Raw genomic sequence first — 18270 nt, 5'->3', positions numbered from 1 at the left:
CAAGCCCGTGCATGACGCAGCTCTGCTGCAAGGGCGTCAGGCCCTAAATGCCGATCGATCCTATGGCAAAGGGCGGCCGGCGCACCCCCTCAGGCGATCAGCTTATAGGCCGGCAAAGTGAGGAATTCCTCGAACTGCGGCGCCAGGGTCATGTCCGAGAACAGCTTGATCGCCTCGGGGAAACGCCCCTTGTCATAGACGTCGGGACCGAGGGTTTCGCGCAGCTTGGCCATTTCATCGTCCAGCAGCGCGGTGAACAGATCGCCCGTCACCGTGCGGCCGTCCTCCAGCGTTGCGCCGAGGTAGATCCATTGCCAGATCTGCGCGCGGCTGATTTCGGCGGTCGCGGCATCCTCCATCAGGTTGTAGAGCGGCACCGCCCCGCGTCCCCGCAGCCAGGCTTCGATATATTGTACGCCGACGCGGATATTCTCCCGCAGCCCGGCTTCGGTGCGCGCGCCCTGGTGCATCACCAGCAGGTCGTCGCGGGCAACGCTCACGTCCTGCCGCATGCGCTGGAGCTGGTTGGGCGTGGGCATCAGGCGGTCGAACACCTCCTGCGCCACCTTCACCAGATCGGGATGGGCGACCCACGTGCCGTCGCAGCCCTCGCCGGCCTCGCGCTCCTTGTCCGCCTGCACCTTGGCGAAGGCGGCGGTGTTGGCGGCGGCATCGCCCTTCACCGGAATCTGCGCCGCCATGCCGCCCATGGCGAACGCGCCGCGCCGATGGCAGGTCTTCACCAGCAGCGCGCCATAGGCTTTGAGGAAGGCCTCGCTCATCACCATGCGGCCCCGGTCGGGGGTCAGGAAGCGGGCATTCTTCCCGAGCCGCTTGATGAAGGAGAAGATGTAGTCCCAGCGGCCAATGTTCAGCCCGGCCACATGGTCGCGCAGCTCGTAGAGGATCTCGTCCATCTCGAACACCGCCGGCAGGGTCTCGATCAGCACCGTGGCCTTGATGCAATTGGCCGGCAGGCCGATGCGCGCCTCGGCGAACGAGAATACCTCGTTCCACAGCCGCGCTTCGAGATGGCTTTCGGTCTTGGGGAGATAGAAATAGGGGCCGGAGCCCTGCGCCAGCGCCGCCTTGGCATTGTGGAAGGCATAGAGGCCGAAATCGAACAGGGCGCCGGAGACCGGCGCGCCGTCCACCTCCACATGGGCCTCCGGCAGATGCCAGCCGCGCGGGCGGATGATCAGCACCGCCGGGGTCCCGCCGAGCTTATAGTCCTTGCCGTTGGACGGGTCGTGGAAGTCGATGGCGCCGGCCCAGCGATCCTTCAGATTGATCTGGCCCTCGATCATGTTGGACCAGAAGGGTGAGGAGGCATCCTCGAAATCCGCCATGAACACCTTGGCGCCGGAATTCAGCGCATTGACGATCATCTTGCGGTCCACCGGCCCGGTGATCTCGACGCGCCGGTCCAACAGGTCCTGCGGCAGCGGCGCGATGCGCCAGTCGGCGGCGCGCACGCCTTCGGTCTCGGGGAGGAAATCCGGCAATTCGCCGGCATCGAAACGGGCCTGCCGGGCCGTGCGGGCCTCCAGCAGGGACAGGCGCGTCGCGTTGAAATTGCGCTGCAGCTCGGCGACGAAGGCGAGCGCCTCGGGGGTGAGGATCTCCTCATAGCGCGGGCCGAGCGCGCCGGTGATGACAAGGCCGGTAGGCAAAGTGGGGGTCGACATGATGTCGGTCTCCTATGGGAACGAAACAAAACAGCTGTCCCGGAACGGGAACGCCGCCGGCGCGCCTGAAGCGCGGTCCGGCGGGAAAAGTCTCAGGCCCGCGCGGCGGCGATGATCGCCGTCAGCGCGCGCGCGGCGGCGGCGACATCATCGGCCTTACACAAAGCGGAGACCACGGCGACGCCGTCCGCCCCCGCCGCGATCACGGCGCCCGCGTTTGCCGCATCAATGCCGCCGATGCCCACCAGGGGCAGAGTGATCCGGGCGCGCAAGGCCGCAAGACCGGCAATCCCGATGGCGCCGCCCGCATCGCCCTTGGTGCCGGTGGCGTTCACCGGACCCACGCCGACATAATCCACCCCCGAGAGATCGGACGCGGCGAGCTCCTCTGGCGAACCCACCGAGAGGCCAAGGATGCGCCCCGCCCCGAGCACGGCGCGTGCGGCGGCGGGGTCGATATCATCCTGGCCGAGATGCACGCCGTCGGCATTGGCGGCGAGCGCCACGTCGACCCGGTCGTTGATGATGAGGGGAATGCCGTGGGGCGACAGCAGCGCCTTCAGCGCGCGCGCCTGCTCCACCAGGGCCCGGCCCTTGGCGTGCGGGTCGCGCAATTGCACGATGGTGACACCCCCTCGCACCGCCTGTTCGACGGTTGCCAGCAGCCCGCGCGCGGCGGTCTGGGCGGGATCGGTGACCAGGTAAAGGGAGAGGTCGAACATGGGCGACATGAGGTCTCTCTCTGCGGGGCACGGCGTGCGCGCCGGCGCCATGGGTTTAACCCATCGCGCCGTGCGCACATATGCCGGGCGATACGGAAGTCTAAGCGCCGGTGGGGCAAGAGTGCTTCGCTGGGACGGCAAGAGTGGCGCGCGAGGCGCGGTTCAGGCCGCCCGCGCCGCCCCGAGGCCCGCCCGTGCCAGCGGCCCCGGCACCGGGCCGCCGGTCGCCCAGTCCAGCAATTCCACCGTATGCACCACCGGAATATCGGTGCCGCTGCCGATCTGCGTCATGCAGCCGATATTGCCGGTGGCGATGATCTGCGGCGCCAGCTTCTCCAGATGGGCGACCTTGCGGTCGCGCAACTGCCCGGCCAGCTCGCTCTGGAGCATGTTGTAGGTGCCCGCCGAGCCGCAGCAGATGTGGCTTTCGAACGGCTCGGCCACATCGAAGCCGACATGGCGCAGCATCTGCACCGGCGGCCCCTTGATTTTCTGCCCGTGCTGGAGCGAGCAGGCGGCATGATAAGCCACGCGGTGTTCCATGGGCGCCATGGCGGCCGGCAGATGGAGCGTCGCGGCGAACTGGGAAATGTCCATGGCCAGCGCCGAGACCTTCGCCGCCTTCTCCGCATAAACGGGGTCGAGCCGCAGCATGTAGCCATAATCCTTGATGGTGGTGCCGCAGCCGGACACGGTCATCAGGATGGCATCCAGCCCCTCGCCCTCGATCTCGGCGGTCCAGGCATCCACATTGGCGCGGGCGAGCGCGAGCGCCTGCTCTTCGCGGCCCATGTGATGCACCAGCGAGCCGCAGCAGCCCTCGCCCTTCGTGCGCACCACCTCGACCCCGAAGCGGTTGAGCAGGCGCATGGCCGCTTCGTCGATCTCCGGGCGCAGCACCGGCTGGGCGCAGCCGCCGAGCAGCGCCACGCGCTTGTGACGCGGCCCCTGCGCCGGGAACACGCCGGGCATGGTGCTGTGCGCCGGCCCGTGCGGCAGGCCGGGGGCGAGGCGCAGCATGGCCGCCAGCGGCCGCAGCGGCTTGATGGCATGAAACACGGGCGCCAGCGGCTTGGCGATGGCCGCGCCGAGCAAAGCCAGGCGGAAGCGGTTGCGATAGGGCAGCACCGCCGCCAGCAAAGCGCGGTTCAGCCGGTCGAAAAATGGGCGCTTGTAGGTCTGCTCGATATGGTCGCGGGCATGATCCACCAAGTGCATGTAATGCACGCCCGAGGGGCAGGTGGTCATGCAGGAGAGGCAGGAGAGGCAGCGGTCCACATGCTTGACCACCTCCTCGCTCGCCGGCCGCGCGTTCTCCAGCATGTCCTTGATAAGATAGATGCGCCCGCGCGGGCTGTCGAGCTCGTCGCCCAGCAGGGCATAGGTCGGGCAGGTGGCGGTGCAGAAGCCGCAATGGACGCACGCCCGCAGGATCTTGTCCGCTTCCACGATGTGCGGATCGGCCAGCTGCGCGAGGGAGAAATTGGTTTGCATGGGTGCTTGGCCTTAGCGGCGGAATGTGGTTCTGCGGGACGGGACATCGCCCTCGGTGCGGGAAGGGGCACCCCCCTCCCTCCTGCGGGACGGGGCACCCCCCCCCCTGCCCTCCCCCGCAAGGGGGGAGGGAGCGTGTTGTTCTCAGCCATCGGCCGTCTCCCGCAATCCCGAACCAAAGCCCTCCCCCCTTGCGGGGGAGGGTTGGGAGGGGGGTATCGCGTCGCAGGCCCCGAAGCTGCGAAAATGAGATCCCCCTCGCACTGAATGCGCGCACCCATCTCATGCCCCCGCATACATGCGGCCGGGGTTGAGCAGGCCCTTGGGATCGAAGCTCGCCTTCACCCGCTGGCTCAGGGCCGCGTGGGCGGTTTCGAGCGGCTGGAACACCGCGCCCGCGCGCTGCGCCGCATCGGCCCGCACCAGGGTCGCGTGGCCGCCATGGGGCGCGAGGCGCGCGCGCACGGCCTCCGCCTGCGGCAGCGCGTCGGGCATCTGCACCCAGACCAGCCCGCCCGCCCAATCGCAGAACGCCTCGGCGTTCAGCGCTGTCGCGAGCTCGGCGGCAAGATGCGGCCCGGCCATGGGCGTTGTGGAAATGCGCCACACCGCCCGATCCCGCGTCTGCGTGAACGGCTGCACGTCGCGCACGCCCGCCCAGAGCGCGGCAGAGGCCTCCGCCTCCAACACTTCGACCCCGCCGAACGGCATCAGCACCCGGATCAGCATGGCGCGCCGCGCCTTCACCGAGGGTTCGAACCCTTCCAGGCGCAGGGCCACCACCGAACGATCGGTTTCGAGCTGCGGCAGGCGCGAGGCCAAAGCGGCCGGCACGGCGGCCGCCGCCGAAACCTCGCAGGAGGAGCCCATAGCGGCGCTCATGGCGCGCGCGCTCGAATCCGCGTCGAGGCCGAACACGATCAAAGTTTCCTGTGTCGGCGGGCGCGGAATGACCTTCAGCGTCACTTCGCTGAGCACGCCGAGCGTGCCGTAGGAGCCGGCGAGCAGGCGCGGCAGGTCGTAGCCGGTGACGTTCTTCACCACCCGGCCGCCGGATTTGAACACCTCGCCACGCCCGGAGACCGCGCGTGCGCCCAGCGCATGGTCGCGCGCCGCGCCGTGGCTGATCCGGCGGGGACCGGAGAGATTGCACGCGAACACGCCGCCGATGCTTCCCGCCCCGGCGGGGCCGCCGAGCAGCGGGCCGTAGTCGATGGGCTCGAACGCCATCATCTGCCCATTCTCGGCCAGCATGGTCTCGATCTGCGCCACCGGCGTGCCGGCGCGGGCGGAGAGCACCAATTCCCCCGGCTCGTAGAGGGTGACGCCCCGCACGGCGGACACATCGAGCGTGCGGTCGGTCTGGCTCGCCCGGCCGAGGCCGCGCTTGGAGCCATGGCCGACCACCTCCAGCGTCTTGTTCGCGCCAAGCGCCGCAAGCACCGCCTCGGCGATCTGCGCCTCGTCCTGGACTTTCACGATATCGGACATGCGGATTCCTGGCCGTGACGGCCGCTCAGAAACGGGGAATGTCGGGAAACGGCACCTGCCCCCCGCTCACATGCATGCGGCCGAGCTCGGCGCAGCGCTGGAGCGTGGGGAACACCTTTCCGGGATTGAGCAGGTTCTGGTCGTCGAAGGCGCATTTCAGGCGCTGCTGGTGGGCGAGGTCCACCGCGTTGAACATGGTCGGCATGAGATCGCGCTTTTCCACGCCCACGCCATGCTCGCCGGTGAGCACGCCGCCCACTTCCACGCACAGGCGCAGGATGTCGGACCCGAAGGATTCCGCCGCGTCCAATTCGCCCGGCTTGTTCGCATCATAGAGAATGAGCGGGTGGAGATTGCCGTCGCCGGCATGGAATACGTTCGCCACCCGCAGGCCGTATTGCGCCGACATCTCCCGCATGCGCGAGAGCACGAGCGGCAATTGCCGGCGCGGAATGGTGCCGTCCATGCACAGATAGTCCGGCGAGAGCCGCCCCACCGCCGGGAACGCGGCCTTGCGCCCCGCCCAGAAGCCGAGCCGCTCATCCTCGGTTTGCGAGACGCGCAGGGTGGAGGCGTTGCAGCCCTTGGCGATGGCGGCGACCTCCTCCAGCAGATGCGCACACTCCGCCTCCGGCCCGTCCAGCTCGACGATCAGCAGGGCTTCCACATCCAGCGGATAGCCCACGTTCACGAAGGCTTCCGCGGCGGCGATGGCGTCGCGGTCCATCATCTCGATGCCGCCGGGAATGATGCCGGCGCTGATGATGCGCGCCACGCACTCGCCCGCATCCTCCGAGGTGGGAAAGCCCACCAGCACGGCGCGCGCCGTATCCGGCTTCTTCAGCAGGCGCACCGTGACCTCGGTGACGACGCCCAGCAGCCCCTCGGAGCCGACGATGACGCCAAGGAGGTCCAGCGCGCCGGGATCGAGATGCTTGCCGCCGAGGCGCACAATCTCGCCGGTGATGAGCACCAGCTCCACGCCCAGCACATTGTTGGTGGTGAGCCCGTATTTGAGGCAATGCACGCCGCCGGAATTCTCGCCCACATTGCCGCCGATGGTGCAGGCGATCTGCGAGGAGGGGTCCGGCGCGTAATAGAAGCCCTCGTGCTCCACCGCGCGGGTGATGCCGAGATTGGTCACCCCCGGCTGCACCACGGCGCAGCGATTGGCGAAGTCGATGTCCAGCACCTTGTTGAACTTGCCCATGGCGAGCAGCACGCCGTCCTGGAGCGGCAAGGCGCCGCCGGAGAGCGACGTGCCAGCCCCGCGCGGCACCACGCGGACATTGTTGTCGTGGCAATATTTCAGCACACGCGCCACCTGCTCGGTGGTGCTGGGCAGCACCACCACGAGCGGCAAATTCTTATAGGCGGTCACCCCGTCGGATTCGTAGGGGCGCATTTCCTTTTCATGCGCGATCACGCCTTCGCCGGGCACGATGGTGCGCAGATCGGCGATGATCTTCTCGCGATTGGCGAGGGTCGTCTCGTCCGCTGCCGGAAGCCTGAGGCTCGTCATTGCGGCATCCCTTGAACCGTTTCCTTTTTTTACCACTATAATCGGTTTGCAGTGAAAAGCGGTCGCGGATTATTTCCGTTGCGGCTAAAATGAAACCAGCAATGGAAACAATTCGCCGCCCTCCCAGCCGCCCGGGCCAGGCCCGCCGCCCCACGGCCGAATCCCGGCCCATGATCGGCAATCTCGGGGATCTGGAGATCTTCGCCCGCATCGTCACCGCGGGCAGCCTCTCCGCCGCCGGGCGCGAATTGGGGCTCTCCCCGCCGGTGGTCTCCAAACGGGTGCAGCGGCTGGAGGATCGGCTGGGCGCGCGCCTGTTCCAGCGCACCACCCGCAAGGTGACCCTGACCGAGGCGGGGCAAGGCTTCTACGAACGTGTGGTGGCGATCCTCGCCTCGATCGAGGAAGCGGAAACCCAATTGTCGCGCCGCTCCACCGAGGCGCGCGGGCTGCTGCGGGTGTCGGCGCCCACCTCGTTCGGCCGCATGCATATCGCGCCCCATCTCGGGCCGCTGCTGTCCGCCAATCCCGACCTGACCATTGATCTTGAACTCTCCGACGCGTTCGTGGACATCGTCGGGGATGGCTTCGACATCGCGGTGCGCATCGCCGACCTGAACGATTCCAGCCTGGTCGCCCGCCGCCTGGCGCCGGTGCACCGGGTGCTGTGCGCGAGCCCCGCCTATCTCGAAAGCGCCGGCGTGCCGGAAAGCTTTGCCGATCTTGCCGACCACACCTTGCTCGCCACCCATGGGCAGGACCCCTGGCGGCTGGAAGGGCCGGACGGGCCGGTGATCCAGCGCGTTTATTCGCCTTTGCGCACCAATTCCAACGAGGTGGTGCGCGAGGCGGTGCTGGCCGGTGTGGGCATCGCGCTGCGTTCCACCTGGGACGTGGGGCCGGAATTGCGCAGCGGCGCGCTTCAGGTGGTGCTGCGCGATTTCCACGCCTCCCATCGCGTCGGGGTGTTCGCGGTCTATCCGAGCCGGCGCTTCCTGCCGCAGAAGGTGCGCGTGTTCATCGACCATCTGGCCGCGCTCTACGGGTCCGTGCCGCCGTGGGACGAGGGGCTGGAACAGGTGCTCGCGCCCGCGCCCGTGGCCTGAGCGGCACCGCGAACGACGCGCCCCGCGCCTCAGCCCGCCGTGCGGCTCGGCGCGAGACGGCCGGCGAGATTGCCGTAGAACAAGGCGGCGATCAGATCGGTCTGGGTGACGATGCCCACGAGCTGGAGATGGGCGTCCATCACCGGCAGATGGTGCAGGCCGGCATCCAGCATCATGGGAATGAGATTGGCGATCGGCGTGTCGGGCCGCGCCGATTTGACCGGCGCGGTCATGATGTCGGCGACGCTGGCGTCCGGCGCGCGTCCGGCATTGAGGCCCTCTTTCAGGCGCCGGGCGAGGCCGATATGCGGGCCGTTGCGGCCCCAGTCGGCTTTGTCGAGCAGATCGGTCTGGGTGACGATGCCCACCACGTGCGCCTTCTCGTCGGTCACCGGCAAGGCCTTGATGTGGTGGCCGCGCAGCAGGTCCAAAGCCTCGCGCAGCGGGGTTTCCGGCGCCACCGCGAGGACATTGCGGGTCATGATGTCGCCGCAGGTGATCTCCCCCGTGCGGCGCAGATAGCCGCGGGTCTGGGCCTGCCGCAGGATCACCTCCAGGGCGTTGCGGTCGATATCCATCACCTCGCCATATTGCTTCAGCACCGCGTCGAGGTCGGCGGCGGAAAAGCCCACGCGGTCTTTGGCGCGTGGATCGCCAGTCGGCGCCGCGACCGGGGCCAGCTGGGGATAACGGCGGCCGGTGAGGTTGTTGTAGGCGAGCGCGCAGCCGAGCAGCAGCAGCGAATTGATCCCCACCGGCCAGAGCACGAACTGATAGCCGAGCGCATGGATCGCCGGGCCGCCGAGCACGGCGGTGAGCGCCACCGCGCCGCTCGGCGGATGCAGGCAGCGCAGCACCAGCATCAGGCCGATGGCGACGCCGCCCGCCACGCCGGCCGCGAGATAAGGATGAGGAATGAGGATGCCGGCGGTCACGCCCACCAGCGCCGCCACCAGATTGCCGCCGAGGATCGACCAGGGCTGGGCCAGCGGGCTCGACGGCACGGCGAACAGCAGCACGGACGAGGCCCCCATGGGGGCGATCAGCAGCGCCAGATTGTCCACCGGCCCGAGCGCGAGCTGGGTGATGAAGCCGGTAAGGAACAGCCCGAGCCCGGCCCCGCAGGCGGCGCGCAGGCGCTCCACATTGCTGACAGGGGTCAGCGCCGGGAGAAGGCGCTTGAGGAAGGCGATGATCGGCAACATGGGCGCCATCCTGGATGGGCCGACAGGTGCGGCGCGGGCGGGAACGGCCGTGCGGGCCGAAATGCCCAAAGTTTTAGCAATTTGATCGCGAGCCAGGCAATCTCTGGCATGCAGTATTTTTGACCGGACAAGGTTCGAGGTGCCGCCCCTGCAAAAAGAGCAACTTTTCAGTTGCGCATTCGGATCGTTTTGAGATGATCAGGCAACCCGGAGGTTGCCAATGTCCAATTCCATCGAGAAGACCGTTGATCTCAAGGCGCCCGTCGAAAAAGTGTGGCACGCGCTCACCGACCATGAGGCGTTCGGTAGCTGGTTTCGCGTGAAGCTGGACGGGCCGTTCGTGCCCGGCGCCCGCTCCACGGGGCAGATGACGGTTCCCGGCTATGAGCATGTGACATGGAATGCCACCGTGCAGCAGATGGAACCGCCGCACCTGTTCTCCTTCACCTGGCATCCCTATGCCATCGAGGCCGGAGTGGATTATTCGGGCGAGACGCCAACGCTGGTGGAGTTTCGCCTCGTCCCCATCGAAGGGGGAACCCGCCTGACCGTCACCGAGACCGGCTTCGACGCCCTGCCGCCCCACCGCATGCCCGACGCCCTGCGCATGAACGACCGAGGCTGGGCCGCGCAAATGGGCAATATCCAAGCCTATGTCGAGCGCTAGCCCTTCCGCCGCCGGGCGGGACCCCGTGCCGGTGTTCGCCGCCCTCGGCGATCACACGCGCCTTGCCCTCTTGACCCGGCTCAGCGACGGGCAGGAAGCCTCCATCGCGGGCCTTTCCGCCGGCACGGCTCTGACGCGGCAAGCGGTGACGAAGCATCTGCGGGTGCTGGAGGAGGCGGGCCTTGTGCGTAGCATGCGGGTGGGGCGGGAAAGCCGGTTCGCCTTCCGCCCCGATGCCGTGGATGCCGCGCGCGCCTATCTCGATGCCGTCACCCGCCAATGGGACGACGCGCTGGCGCGGCTCAGCGCGTTCGTCGAGCGGTGACGACGTCCAGCGGTGAGCCCGCCGCTCAGGCGGCGGTCTTCGCCACCGCCGGGGGATAGTGCAGCGGCGCGCCGAAACGGTTGTACATATTGATCAATCCGACCGCGGCGGTGAGGTTGACGATCTCGGCCTCCGAGAAGTGCGCGCTCACCTCGGCATAAAGCGCCTCGCCTGCCGGGCCGGCCGAAAGGCGGGTGAGGGCCTCGGTCCAGGCCAGCGCCGCACGCTCGCGCGGGGTGAAGACCGGCGCCTCCTGCCACACGGCGAGCAATTGCAGGCGGTCCTCGCTCTCGCCCTCCTTGCGGGCGTCGGTGGCATGCATCTGCACGCAATAGGCGCAGCCATTGATCTGCGAGGCCCGCAGCTTCACCAATTCCAGCAGGGAATTTTCGAGCCCGCTCGCCTTCACGGCGGCGCTGAGGTCGGCGAGCGCGGCGAACACCGGCTTGGCGAGGCCATAGGCTTTGGCGGGCGAGATGCGGACGTGAGGGGCGGTCGTATCGGACATGGACGTCTCAAGCTCCATCGTGCATATCAGAGGACTGATATCGGCGTGTATATAAGAGGTCTGATATGAAGAGCAAGAGCGCCTCTTCGGACGCGCCAGGCGCGGGTGATCCACTGCGCAAAAGCGATCTGCCGCACGCAAATGATCCGCCGCGCGCGGGAGATCTGCCGCGCCCGGGAGAGCGGAAGCGCGGCGTGGACGGCTATCTCGGCTATCTCCTGCGCCAGGCGAATGCGGCCTCCAGCCATGCTCTGCAGGAGGCGCTGGCGGATCTCGGCCTGACGGCGCCGCAATTCCTCGTCCTCACTTTGGTGAGGGCCTATCCCGGCCAGCCGGCGGCGCAGATCGCGCGGCTGGCGCTGCTCACGCCGCAGACGCTCACCGTGATCGTCCGCAACCTGGAGCGCGACGGCGCCCTGACGCGGACCCCGCCCGCCGCCGGGCGCGCCATCAGCCTCAATGTCACGCCGGCGGGCGAGGCGCTGCTGGTCCAGTGCCGGGCGCGCACCGCGCCGCTCGAAGCGCGCATGGCCGCCGGCCTTTCCCCCGAGGAGGAAAGCGTGGTGCGGCGCTGGCTGGTGCGGGTCGCCACCGAGTTCGCCGCCGAGGGCGAGATCGCGCCGCTGGCGTGACGGGCGCACCCTTAGGCACCTCGGCGCCCTTGGCGGAAAGCCGATGGCGGGGCTACATGACGCTCTGAAGTTCGCGTCGAGAAAGCCCGCCATGCCCCGCGCCGTCGCCGGCCCCGAGATTGAACGCCTGATCCAGCTGCTCGCCCGCCTGCCGGGGCTCGGCCCGCGTTCCGCCCGCCGGGCCGCTTTGCAGCTGATCCAGAAGCGCGAAACCCTGCTGGCCCCGCTCACGCTCGCCATGCAGGACGCCCTGGGCAAGATCGTCCAATGCCGGGTGTGCGGAAACCTCGACGTGCGCGATCCCTGCACCGTGTGCGCGGACCATGAGCGCGACCCGACCGTGCTGGTGGTGGTCGCCGACGTCTCCGATCTGTGGGCACTGGAACGGGCCTCGGCCATCCACGCCAAATATCATGTGCTCGGCGGCGTGCTCTCGCCGCTCGACGGGGTGGGGCCGGAGGATCTCTCCATCGCCAAGCTGATCGGCCGGGTGGAGGCCGAGGGCTTCAAGGAAGTGATCCTGGCGCTCGGCGCCACCGTGGATGGTCAGACCACCGCCCATTACATCACCGACCTGTTGCGCGACCTGCCGGTGAAGGTGACGCGCCTCGCCCATGGCGTGCCGGTGGGCGGGGATCTCGCCTATCTCGACGAAGGCACCCTCTCCGCCGCCATGCGGGCGCGGACCAGCGTCGGGTAAGCCCCCTCCGGGCGCTCGGGCTCCTCCCACGTCAGCGTCCTCCCACGCCCTGGCTTAAGCCTTTCATACAGGCCATGATTGTGTATTCTAGAGCCCGCAATCCGCATTAATCCGCGCGGATGGTGGGGGATGCCATGAAGGGCTTCGGCATTTTGGTTCTGGGGATAGCTCTGCTCAGTAATCCGGCGGATGCGTCGCAACTGAAAGAGATCAACGGCGAAACGTTGAGCAACACGATAAAGTGCGAGGCGGGGAGCTTCGCCAAGTCGATACCTCACGTTGCATCTCTTCCCGGCAATAAGATGAAGGTAAAAATCTCATTCTCTGAAAGTTCGACCAATTCCCAGTCTGGCGGGTTTGATTTTAAATTTCCGTGGGTTGTGCCCGTCGGTGGGGGAGGGAATTTGAGTCGCGAACAATTGGACAAAGTTTCAGTCGATGGAATATCCTACAATATAAATCCGTCCAACCTCATCAATTGCAACAAGAAGAACATCATCAGGGAAGGCGTCGGCATCTTTGAATGCCTGAGCAAAAACAAAGCGCTGTTCATGGATGCCGTTGAAGGCGGAGAAGGCAGCGTCTCATGCTCGTCCCAGATTACGGCTACGAAATCGGGCTCGCTCAACGCCAATCTCGTGATTTGGACCATCAGTGTGGGGCCTTCCGGATCCGCCTCGGATTCGAAGACGTATACCTTCCTTGTGGCCGCGCCTCCGCCGTCCAAGAACTGATCGCCGGGCGACACACGGACGGGGCGGAGCCCGCTCCACCCCGTCCCGCCCCAGAGAGCATGGGGCCGCTGTTCACCCCACCAGATCGAACCACTCATCCTCGGTGATCACCTGGACACCGAGCGCGCGGGCCTTCTCCAGCTTCGATCCCGCACCGGGCCCCGCCACCAGGATGTCGGTCTTGGCGGAAACCGAGCCCGCGACCTTCGCGCCGAGCCGCTCGGCCATGGCCTTTGCTTCCTCGCGCGTCATCTTCTCCAGCGATCCGGTGAAGACGACGGTCTTGCCTGAAACCGGCGAGCCGGTGGCAACCGCTTCAAGCGGCTGGGGCGTGACCTCCTTCAGCAGCGTGTCGACGACCTTTTGGTTGTGCGGCTCGCGGAAGAAGTCCACCACCGCCTCGGCAACCACCGCGCCGATGCCGTCGATATTGATCATTTCCGCCCAGGATTCGTTGCCCTGCGGCTTGCGGCGGCGGGCTTTCGCCGGGCTCGGCTCCTCCTGCTCCGGAGCGGGCGCGGCGGCCTCCTCCATCTCCTCGGGCATTTCCGCAGCCAGGGCGGCGTCCCGCAGGGCCTCCATGGCGCCGTAATGGCGGGCGAGGCGCTTGGCATTGGTTTCGCCCACATGGCGGATGCCCAGCGCAAAGATGAAGCGATCGAGAGCTATGGTGCGCCGCTCCTCGATGGCGGCGAACAGCTTTTGCGCCGAGGTCTTGCCCCAGCCCTCGCGATTCTCCAGCCGGGTCAGGGATTGTTCGTTGCGCGTCTTCAGGCGGAAGATGTCGGCCGGCTCGGCGATCATCTTCCATTCGTAGAAGGCATGCGCCTGCTTCTCCCCCAGGCCCTCGATGTCGAACGCGTTGCGGGACACGAAATGGCGCAGCCGCTCCACCGCCTGGGCCGGGCAGATCAGGCCGCCGGTGCAGCGGCGCACGGCATCCTGCTTGCCGGTCTTCGGATCCACCTCGCGCACGGCAAGGCTGCCGCAGACCGGGCAATGGTGCGGAAACTCATAGGCCTTCGTCCCCTCCGGCCGCTTCTCCAGCACCACGGAGACCACTTGCGGGATCACGTCACCGGCGCGCTGGACGACCACCGTGTCGCCGACGTGGATCTCTACGCCGCCGCGGATCGGCTCGCCGTCGCCGCCGATGCCGCGGATATAATCCTCGTTGTGCAGCGTGGCGTTGGAGACCACCACGCCGCCCACCGTGACCGGAGTGAGCTTCGCCACCGGGGTCAGCGCGCCGGTGCGGCCGACCTGGATCTCGATGTCTTCCAGAACTGTGGTCGCCTGCTCGGCCGGGAATTTGTGGGCCAGCGCCCAGCGCGGCGAGCGCGAGACAAAGCCCAGCCGGCGTTGCAGATCCAGGCGATCCACCTTGTAGACCACGCCGTCGATGTCATAGCCCAGCTGCGCGCGCTCTTCTCCGATCTTGCGGAAATGCGCCAGCAGGCCGGCCGCGTCGTCGGCGAGAATGGTCAGCGGGTTGGTGGGCAGTCCCCAGCGCGCGAACGCATGCACCACGCCGAGCTGCGTGTCGGCGGGCAGGCTGGAGGCCTCGCCCCAGGCATAGGCGAAGAAGCGCAGCGGGCGGGCGGCGGTGATCGCGGAATCAAGCTGGCGCAAGGAGCCGGCGGCGGCATTGCGCGGATTGGCGAACAAAGGCTTGCCCGCCTGTTCCTGGCGCGCGTTCAGGGCGAGGAAATCGCCCTTGTCCATATAGACCTCGCCGCGCACGTCGATCAGCTCGGGCACCCCTTCGCCTTTCAGCATATGGGGGATTTGCGTGATGGTCCGCACATTCGCGGTCACGTCCTCGCCCTGGCTGCCGTCGCCGCGCGTGGCGGCTGAGACGAGATGGCCGCGCTCATAGCGCAGCGAGCAGGAGAGGCCGTCGATCTTCGGTTCCGCAGTGAAATTCAGCTCCTCCCCCGCAGGCAGATTCAGGAACCGCCGCACACGCGCGACGAACTCCACCACCTCGTCGTCGGAAAAGGCATTGCCCAGCGAGAGCATGGGCACGGTGTGGAAGATCTTCGCAAATTTGGACGCCGGCGCGGCGCCCACCTTTTCCGAGAGGCTGTCGGTGCCGCGCAGGTCCGGGAAGCGGGCCTCGATGGCCTCGTAGCGGCGGCGCAGGGCGTCGTATTCCGCATCCGTAACGCTCGGCGCATCCTCCTGGTAATAGCGCGCGTCGTGGGCGGCGATCTCCTCCGCGAGCCGCGCATGCTCGGCCGCGGCGTCATCGGGCGTCAGGCTTTCCACGATCTGGTCGCGGAGCGGGCGGTCGGAGGCGGACTTTGAGCGCGGCATGCGACGTTTCTTCTCGCTGCTGGCCTCGCAGGGCCGGGCAAACGGGCGGGGCGAAGGAATACGGCGCGGCGCGCCGATCTCCCGCTCTTTTCGCCCAACCCCGCGCTTGCGGCAACTGAGCGCGAGGGGGCTGTCTTCCCGTCTCTAAAATGTAAGATGTCCAATGTAGGGATGGGACATTCAAAAAAGGGGGCGGGTTCATGCGTAGGCTTCGCAAAGCGGCTCTGTGGGCTGTCTGTGCCGCAACGGCAGCATATTCAGGTGCCGCATGGGCGCAGACGAAGGCCGATGATTCGGCGCTGGTGGACAGGGGCGCTTATCTCGCCAAGGCCGGCGATTGCATGCCCTGCCATTCCGGCGACCCGAAAAAGCCGTTCGCCGGCAATTTGCCGTTCAACACCCCGTTCGGCACCATGTTCTCGGTGAACATCACGTCCGATCCTACCTATGGCATCGGCAATTGGACCTATGAGCAGTTCAAGGCCGCGCTGCACGACGGCATTCGCGCCGACGGCGCCTATCTTTATCCCGCCATGCCGTTCGATGCTTATACCGGCATCGAGGAAAACGACCTGAAAGCGCTCTGGGCATTTGTCCGGCGCATTCCTCCGATCGCCGAGCCGCGCAAGGAAAACCAACTCAACTTTCCGTTCAATGTCCGCCTCGGCCTGCTGGCCTGGCGCGAACTGTTCTTCGAACCCGGCTATTTCAAGCCCACCGCCGGCAAGAGCGAGGCCTGGAATCGCGGCGCCTATCTCGCCCAGACGCTGGCCCATTGCGCCGACTGCCACACCCCGCGCAATCTGATGGGCGCGGTAAAGCAGAAGCAGAATTTCCTCGGCACCGAGGTCGACGGCTATTGGGCGCCGGATATTTCCACCGCCGGGCTGAAGGCCTCAGGGTGGACCGCCGACAAGCTGACCACTTTCCTGAAGAGCGGCTCCTCCACCGGCAAGACCTCGGTGTTCGGGCCGATGGCGGAAGTGGTGCACGACAGCCTCGGCTTCCTCACGCCCGCCGACCTGACCGCCCTCGTCACCTATCTGATGGACGCGCCGCCGCCGAGCGACGTTCCCGCGCCGCAGGCCGCCTCGCCTCTGCCGGCCGACGTGTTCCAGCGCGCCGCCAAGAGCTATGTGGACAATTGCGCGCCCTGCCACATGTCCAAGGGCACCGGCTCCACCGACATCATCCCCCCGCTCGCCGGCAATCCGGCGGTCGTGGCGAGCGAGCCCTATAACGTGATCATGGCGATCCTCGGCGGCCTGCCCACCGGCGGCACCTACGGGCCCATGCCCTCGTTCGCCGGCCGGCTCAGCGACCAGCAGGTGGCGGATCTGGTGAATTACGTGCGCACTTCGTGGGGCAACAAGGCCGATCCGAGCGCGACCCCGGCCATGGTCGCCGCCTGGCGCGCCACCGCGCACGTGCCGGACTATGGCACCCAGCAGGCCTCCGCCTTCGATTGCCCCAAGGTGGGCGGCGGGCCGGACTCGACCGGGCCGGACCCCAAGGCGGTCGCCGCCATCACTCAGATGATGCAGGGCGGCAACCGGCAGATCCACGTCCTCACCGCCGCTTATTCCGCCGCCGATTCCGGCGCCACGCCCGATACGGTGGTGGATGCGCTGACCGCCGCTTATTGTCCGGTGGTCGCTGCCAGCAGCCTTCCCGATTGGCAGAAGAGCGCGGAGCTGCGTCGCTTCACGCTTCAGGTCGCGGCGGATGTCTCGCCCGCGGTCGCGGCCGTACCCATGCCCGACGTCGCGATCGTCTGGGCAACGCCGGTTGGTACGTCTCTGGTGGTTCGCCAGCCCACATCCATTGCCGCCAAGCTCACCTGCCCGGCCATTGACGGCAAGCTGGTGCCGAAGGACCTGGCGGACAAGGCCGTAAGCCTGGTCGGCAAGCCGACCCCGCCGCTCGCGGGAGCCGCCGTGGCGCAGCTGGCCACCACCTTGGCGCAGCAAAACCCCAAGGCCCGCCTCTCGGACGTGGCGAATGCGCTGATCTCCGCCTACTGCCCGCTGGTGGTCGCCCAGACGGGCAACAGCGTCGCGGAGCAATACAATCTGCTCACCGGCTTCGGTCAGCAGGTGGTGCAGACCCTGCAACTCAGCGCACCGACGGTGAAAGCCTCGGCCAAATGAGCGGGACCGCGCGCGTTTCGCACGCGCGCAACGGTCATAGTCCCTGTCTTCCCCCGCGTGCGGGGGAAGACACACGGTCCTGGCTGCGCGCCCAATAGAGTGCGGTCAGGCGGCCCGGGAGGGCGCGATGCCATAGCGCGGGCCGGGCGTCGCGTGCATGAGCTGCTTTGCCAGCGCCTGGCGGGACGCCTCATAGGCGGTCCACTCGCCGCCATCCTGGAGCGGCGGAATAGTCACCACCTCGCCCTGGTCGAAGCCGACCAGAGCGGCGTCCACCATGTCCTCGGCGCGCATCACCCAGCTTTCCGGCACAATGGAAATATGCCCGCCCGCGGCATCCCAGAATTCGGTGGCGGTCGCGCCGGGCAACACCGCCTGAATGCGCACGCCCTTGTCCGCCAGCTCGTGCTGCAGGGACTGCGTCAGCGCCAGCACATAGGCTTTCGAGGCCCCATAGACGCCGTTCAGAACCTCAGGCGCGATGGCGACGATGGACGAGATGTTGATGATGGCGCCGCGCCCGCGTGCCACAAAGCCGGGCACCGCCGCATAGGTGAGGCGGGTGAGCGCCGTGATATTGAGGTCGATCATCGCTTCCATCCGGTCCACGTCCGACTGAAGCAGGGGCGCCACGCCGCCGAAGCCGGCATTATTGACCAACAGGGTGATGGCCGGATCGTCGCGCAGCACCTGTTCCACCTGCGCCAGACCCCTCGCCGCGCCGAGGTCGGCGGTGATGACCGAAACCGCGCGGCCGGTCTCCTGGGTCAGCTTTGCCGCCACCGCGTTCAGGCGCTCCGTGTTGCGCGCCACCAGGATCAGGTCGAACCCGCGCCGCGCCAGCCGGTCCGCGTAGAGCGCGCCGATGCCCGTGGACGCGCCGGTGATCAGGGCCGTGCCCTTCGTGTCATATCCGCTCATCTTGTGTCTCCATGCGGCAAGCCCTGCCGCGATGGAGGCAAGCTAGGCTTGATCGTCCGCGTCTCAAATGTCATATAAACGGCAAA

General features: G+C 67.4%; 16 protein-coding genes. 7 read left to right on the top strand and 9 right to left on the bottom strand.

Annotated elements, in window-relative coordinates; genetic code table 11:
- Positions 1-89: 89 nt before the first annotated feature.
- The 5 genes from aceB to V5F78_RS01055 form a co-directional block, all read right to left on the bottom strand.
- Entirely contained in the window at positions 90-1688 is a 1599-nt protein-coding gene (aceB, locus tag V5F78_RS01075; protein ID WP_394068664.1) for a malate synthase A, read from the bottom strand.
- 92 nt (positions 1689-1780) lie between these two features.
- Entirely contained in the window at positions 1781-2419 is a 639-nt protein-coding gene (gene thiE, locus V5F78_RS01070) for a thiamine phosphate synthase (protein ID WP_394068662.1), read from the bottom strand.
- A gap of 153 nt (positions 2420-2572) precedes the next feature.
- Positions 2573-3904, bottom strand: coding sequence for a glycolate oxidase subunit GlcF (gene glcF, locus V5F78_RS01065; protein WP_394068660.1), 1332 nt, complete (start codon positions 3902-3904; stop codon positions 2573-2575).
- 282 nt (positions 3905-4186) lie between these two features.
- Entirely contained in the window at positions 4187-5395 is a 1209-nt protein-coding gene (gene glcE, locus V5F78_RS01060) for a glycolate oxidase subunit GlcE (protein WP_394068658.1), read from the bottom strand.
- Positions 5396-5420: 25 nt separating this feature from the next.
- Positions 5421-6917 carry an FAD-linked oxidase C-terminal domain-containing protein gene (locus V5F78_RS01055; protein ID WP_394068656.1) on the bottom strand — a complete coding sequence of 499 codons (1497 nt, stop codon included), beginning with the start codon at positions 6915-6917 and terminating at the stop codon, positions 5421-5423.
- A 170-nt stretch (positions 6918-7087) separates the two neighbouring features.
- Here V5F78_RS01055 and V5F78_RS01050 point away from each other — a divergent pair, with 170 nt between their 5' ends.
- A complete protein-coding gene (locus V5F78_RS01050) occupies positions 7088-8023 on the top strand; it encodes a LysR family transcriptional regulator (protein WP_394068654.1) in 936 nt (311 codons plus the stop codon).
- Between the two features lie 29 nt (positions 8024-8052).
- On the opposite strand, the gene V5F78_RS01045 is transcribed toward V5F78_RS01050, so the two are convergent.
- Positions 8053-9228 carry an HPP family protein gene (locus V5F78_RS01045; protein WP_394068652.1) on the bottom strand — a complete coding sequence of 392 codons (1176 nt, stop codon included), beginning with the start codon at positions 9226-9228 and terminating at the stop codon, positions 8053-8055.
- Positions 9229-9448: 220 nt separating this feature from the next.
- Between V5F78_RS01045 and V5F78_RS01040 the strand changes: the two genes are divergently transcribed.
- Together V5F78_RS01040 and V5F78_RS01035 are read left to right on the top strand one after the other, a co-directional pair.
- Complete coding sequence (locus V5F78_RS01040; protein ID WP_394068651.1) at positions 9449-9895, top strand: SRPBCC family protein; 447 nt, start codon at positions 9449-9451, stop codon at positions 9893-9895.
- Complete coding sequence (locus V5F78_RS01035; RefSeq protein ID WP_394068649.1) at positions 9882-10220, top strand: ArsR/SmtB family transcription factor; 339 nt, start codon at positions 9882-9884, stop codon at positions 10218-10220. Before V5F78_RS01040 ends, V5F78_RS01035 begins: the two co-directional genes overlap by 14 nt.
- Before the next feature lie 25 nt (positions 10221-10245).
- On the opposite strand, the gene V5F78_RS01030 is transcribed toward V5F78_RS01035, so the two are convergent.
- Positions 10246-10728: a carboxymuconolactone decarboxylase family protein gene (locus V5F78_RS01030; RefSeq protein WP_394068647.1), complete on the bottom strand. Its 483-nt coding sequence runs from the start codon at positions 10726-10728 to the stop codon at positions 10246-10248.
- A gap of 65 nt (positions 10729-10793) precedes the next feature.
- Here V5F78_RS01030 and V5F78_RS01025 point away from each other — a divergent pair, with 65 nt between their 5' ends.
- The 3 genes from V5F78_RS01025 to V5F78_RS01015 all read left to right on the top strand — a co-directional run bounded on the left by V5F78_RS01025 (position 10794) and on the right by V5F78_RS01015 (position 12794).
- On the top strand, positions 10794-11360 hold the full coding sequence (locus tag V5F78_RS01025; RefSeq protein ID WP_394068645.1) for a MarR family winged helix-turn-helix transcriptional regulator: 567 nt from the start codon (positions 10794-10796) through the stop codon (positions 11358-11360).
- Positions 11361-11451: 91 nt separating this feature from the next.
- Complete coding sequence (gene recR, locus V5F78_RS01020) at positions 11452-12060, top strand: recombination mediator RecR (RefSeq protein ID WP_394068643.1); 609 nt, start codon at positions 11452-11454, stop codon at positions 12058-12060.
- 134 nt (positions 12061-12194) lie between these two features.
- Positions 12195-12794 carry a hypothetical protein gene (locus V5F78_RS01015; RefSeq protein WP_394068641.1) on the top strand — a complete coding sequence of 200 codons (600 nt, stop codon included), beginning with the start codon at positions 12195-12197 and terminating at the stop codon, positions 12792-12794.
- 72 nt (positions 12795-12866) lie between these two features.
- Here the strand turns inward: V5F78_RS01015 and ligA are convergent, their stop codons facing one another.
- Positions 12867-15113 (bottom strand): NAD-dependent DNA ligase LigA, encoded by a 2247-nt coding sequence (ligA, locus tag V5F78_RS01010; RefSeq protein ID WP_394068639.1) that lies wholly within the window; start codon positions 15111-15113, stop codon positions 12867-12869.
- Positions 15114-15415: 302 nt separating this feature from the next.
- Between ligA and V5F78_RS01005 the strand changes: the two genes are divergently transcribed.
- Entirely contained in the window at positions 15416-17263 is a 1848-nt protein-coding gene (locus V5F78_RS01005; protein WP_394068637.1) for a c-type cytochrome, read from the top strand.
- Positions 17264-17368: 105 nt separating this feature from the next.
- Here V5F78_RS01005 and V5F78_RS01000 read toward each other — a convergent pair whose 3' ends face one another.
- On the bottom strand, positions 17369-18184 hold the full coding sequence (locus tag V5F78_RS01000) for an SDR family NAD(P)-dependent oxidoreductase (RefSeq protein ID WP_394068636.1): 816 nt from the start codon (positions 18182-18184) through the stop codon (positions 17369-17371).
- Between the last annotated feature and the right edge of the window lie 86 nt (positions 18185-18270).

Origin of the sequence: Roseixanthobacter glucoisosaccharinicivorans (assembly GCF_043195095.2) — a bacterium.
Lineage (GTDB): Bacteria > Pseudomonadota > Alphaproteobacteria > Rhizobiales > Xanthobacteraceae > NCEH01.
The sequence above is the reverse complement of the archived record's forward strand: the minus strand, read 5'-3'. Positions and strand labels throughout refer to the sequence as shown.

Coding starts and splice junctions, on each gene's coding strand:
- aceB (WP_394068664.1), bottom strand. CDS start 1,688: ATGTCGACCCCCACTTTGCCTACCGGCCTTGTCATCACCGGCGCGCTC.
- thiE (WP_394068662.1), bottom strand. CDS start 2,419: ATGTCGCCCATGTTCGACCTCTCCCTTTACCTGGTCACCGATCCCGCC.
- glcF (WP_394068660.1), bottom strand. CDS start 3,904: ATGCAAACCAATTTCTCCCTCGCGCAGCTGGCCGATCCGCACATCGTG.
- glcE (WP_394068658.1), bottom strand. CDS start 5,395: ATGTCCGATATCGTGAAAGTCCAGGACGAGGCGCAGATCGCCGAGGCG.
- V5F78_RS01055 (WP_394068656.1), bottom strand. CDS start 6,917: ATGACGAGCCTCAGGCTTCCGGCAGCGGACGAGACGACCCTCGCCAAT.
- V5F78_RS01050 (WP_394068654.1), top strand. CDS start 7,088: ATGATCGGCAATCTCGGGGATCTGGAGATCTTCGCCCGCATCGTCACC.
- V5F78_RS01045 (WP_394068652.1), bottom strand. CDS start 9,228: ATGTTGCCGATCATCGCCTTCCTCAAGCGCCTTCTCCCGGCGCTGACC.
- V5F78_RS01040 (WP_394068651.1), top strand. CDS start 9,449: ATGTCCAATTCCATCGAGAAGACCGTTGATCTCAAGGCGCCCGTCGAA.
- V5F78_RS01035 (WP_394068649.1), top strand. CDS start 9,882: ATGTCGAGCGCTAGCCCTTCCGCCGCCGGGCGGGACCCCGTGCCGGTG.
- V5F78_RS01030 (WP_394068647.1), bottom strand. CDS start 10,728: ATGTCCGATACGACCGCCCCTCACGTCCGCATCTCGCCCGCCAAAGCC.
- V5F78_RS01025 (WP_394068645.1), top strand. CDS start 10,794: ATGAAGAGCAAGAGCGCCTCTTCGGACGCGCCAGGCGCGGGTGATCCA.
- recR (WP_394068643.1), top strand. CDS start 11,452: ATGCCCCGCGCCGTCGCCGGCCCCGAGATTGAACGCCTGATCCAGCTG.
- V5F78_RS01015 (WP_394068641.1), top strand. CDS start 12,195: ATGAAGGGCTTCGGCATTTTGGTTCTGGGGATAGCTCTGCTCAGTAAT.
- ligA (WP_394068639.1), bottom strand. CDS start 15,113: ATGCCGCGCTCAAAGTCCGCCTCCGACCGCCCGCTCCGCGACCAGATC.
- V5F78_RS01000 (WP_394068636.1), bottom strand. CDS start 18,184: ATGAGCGGATATGACACGAAGGGCACGGCCCTGATCACCGGCGCGTCC.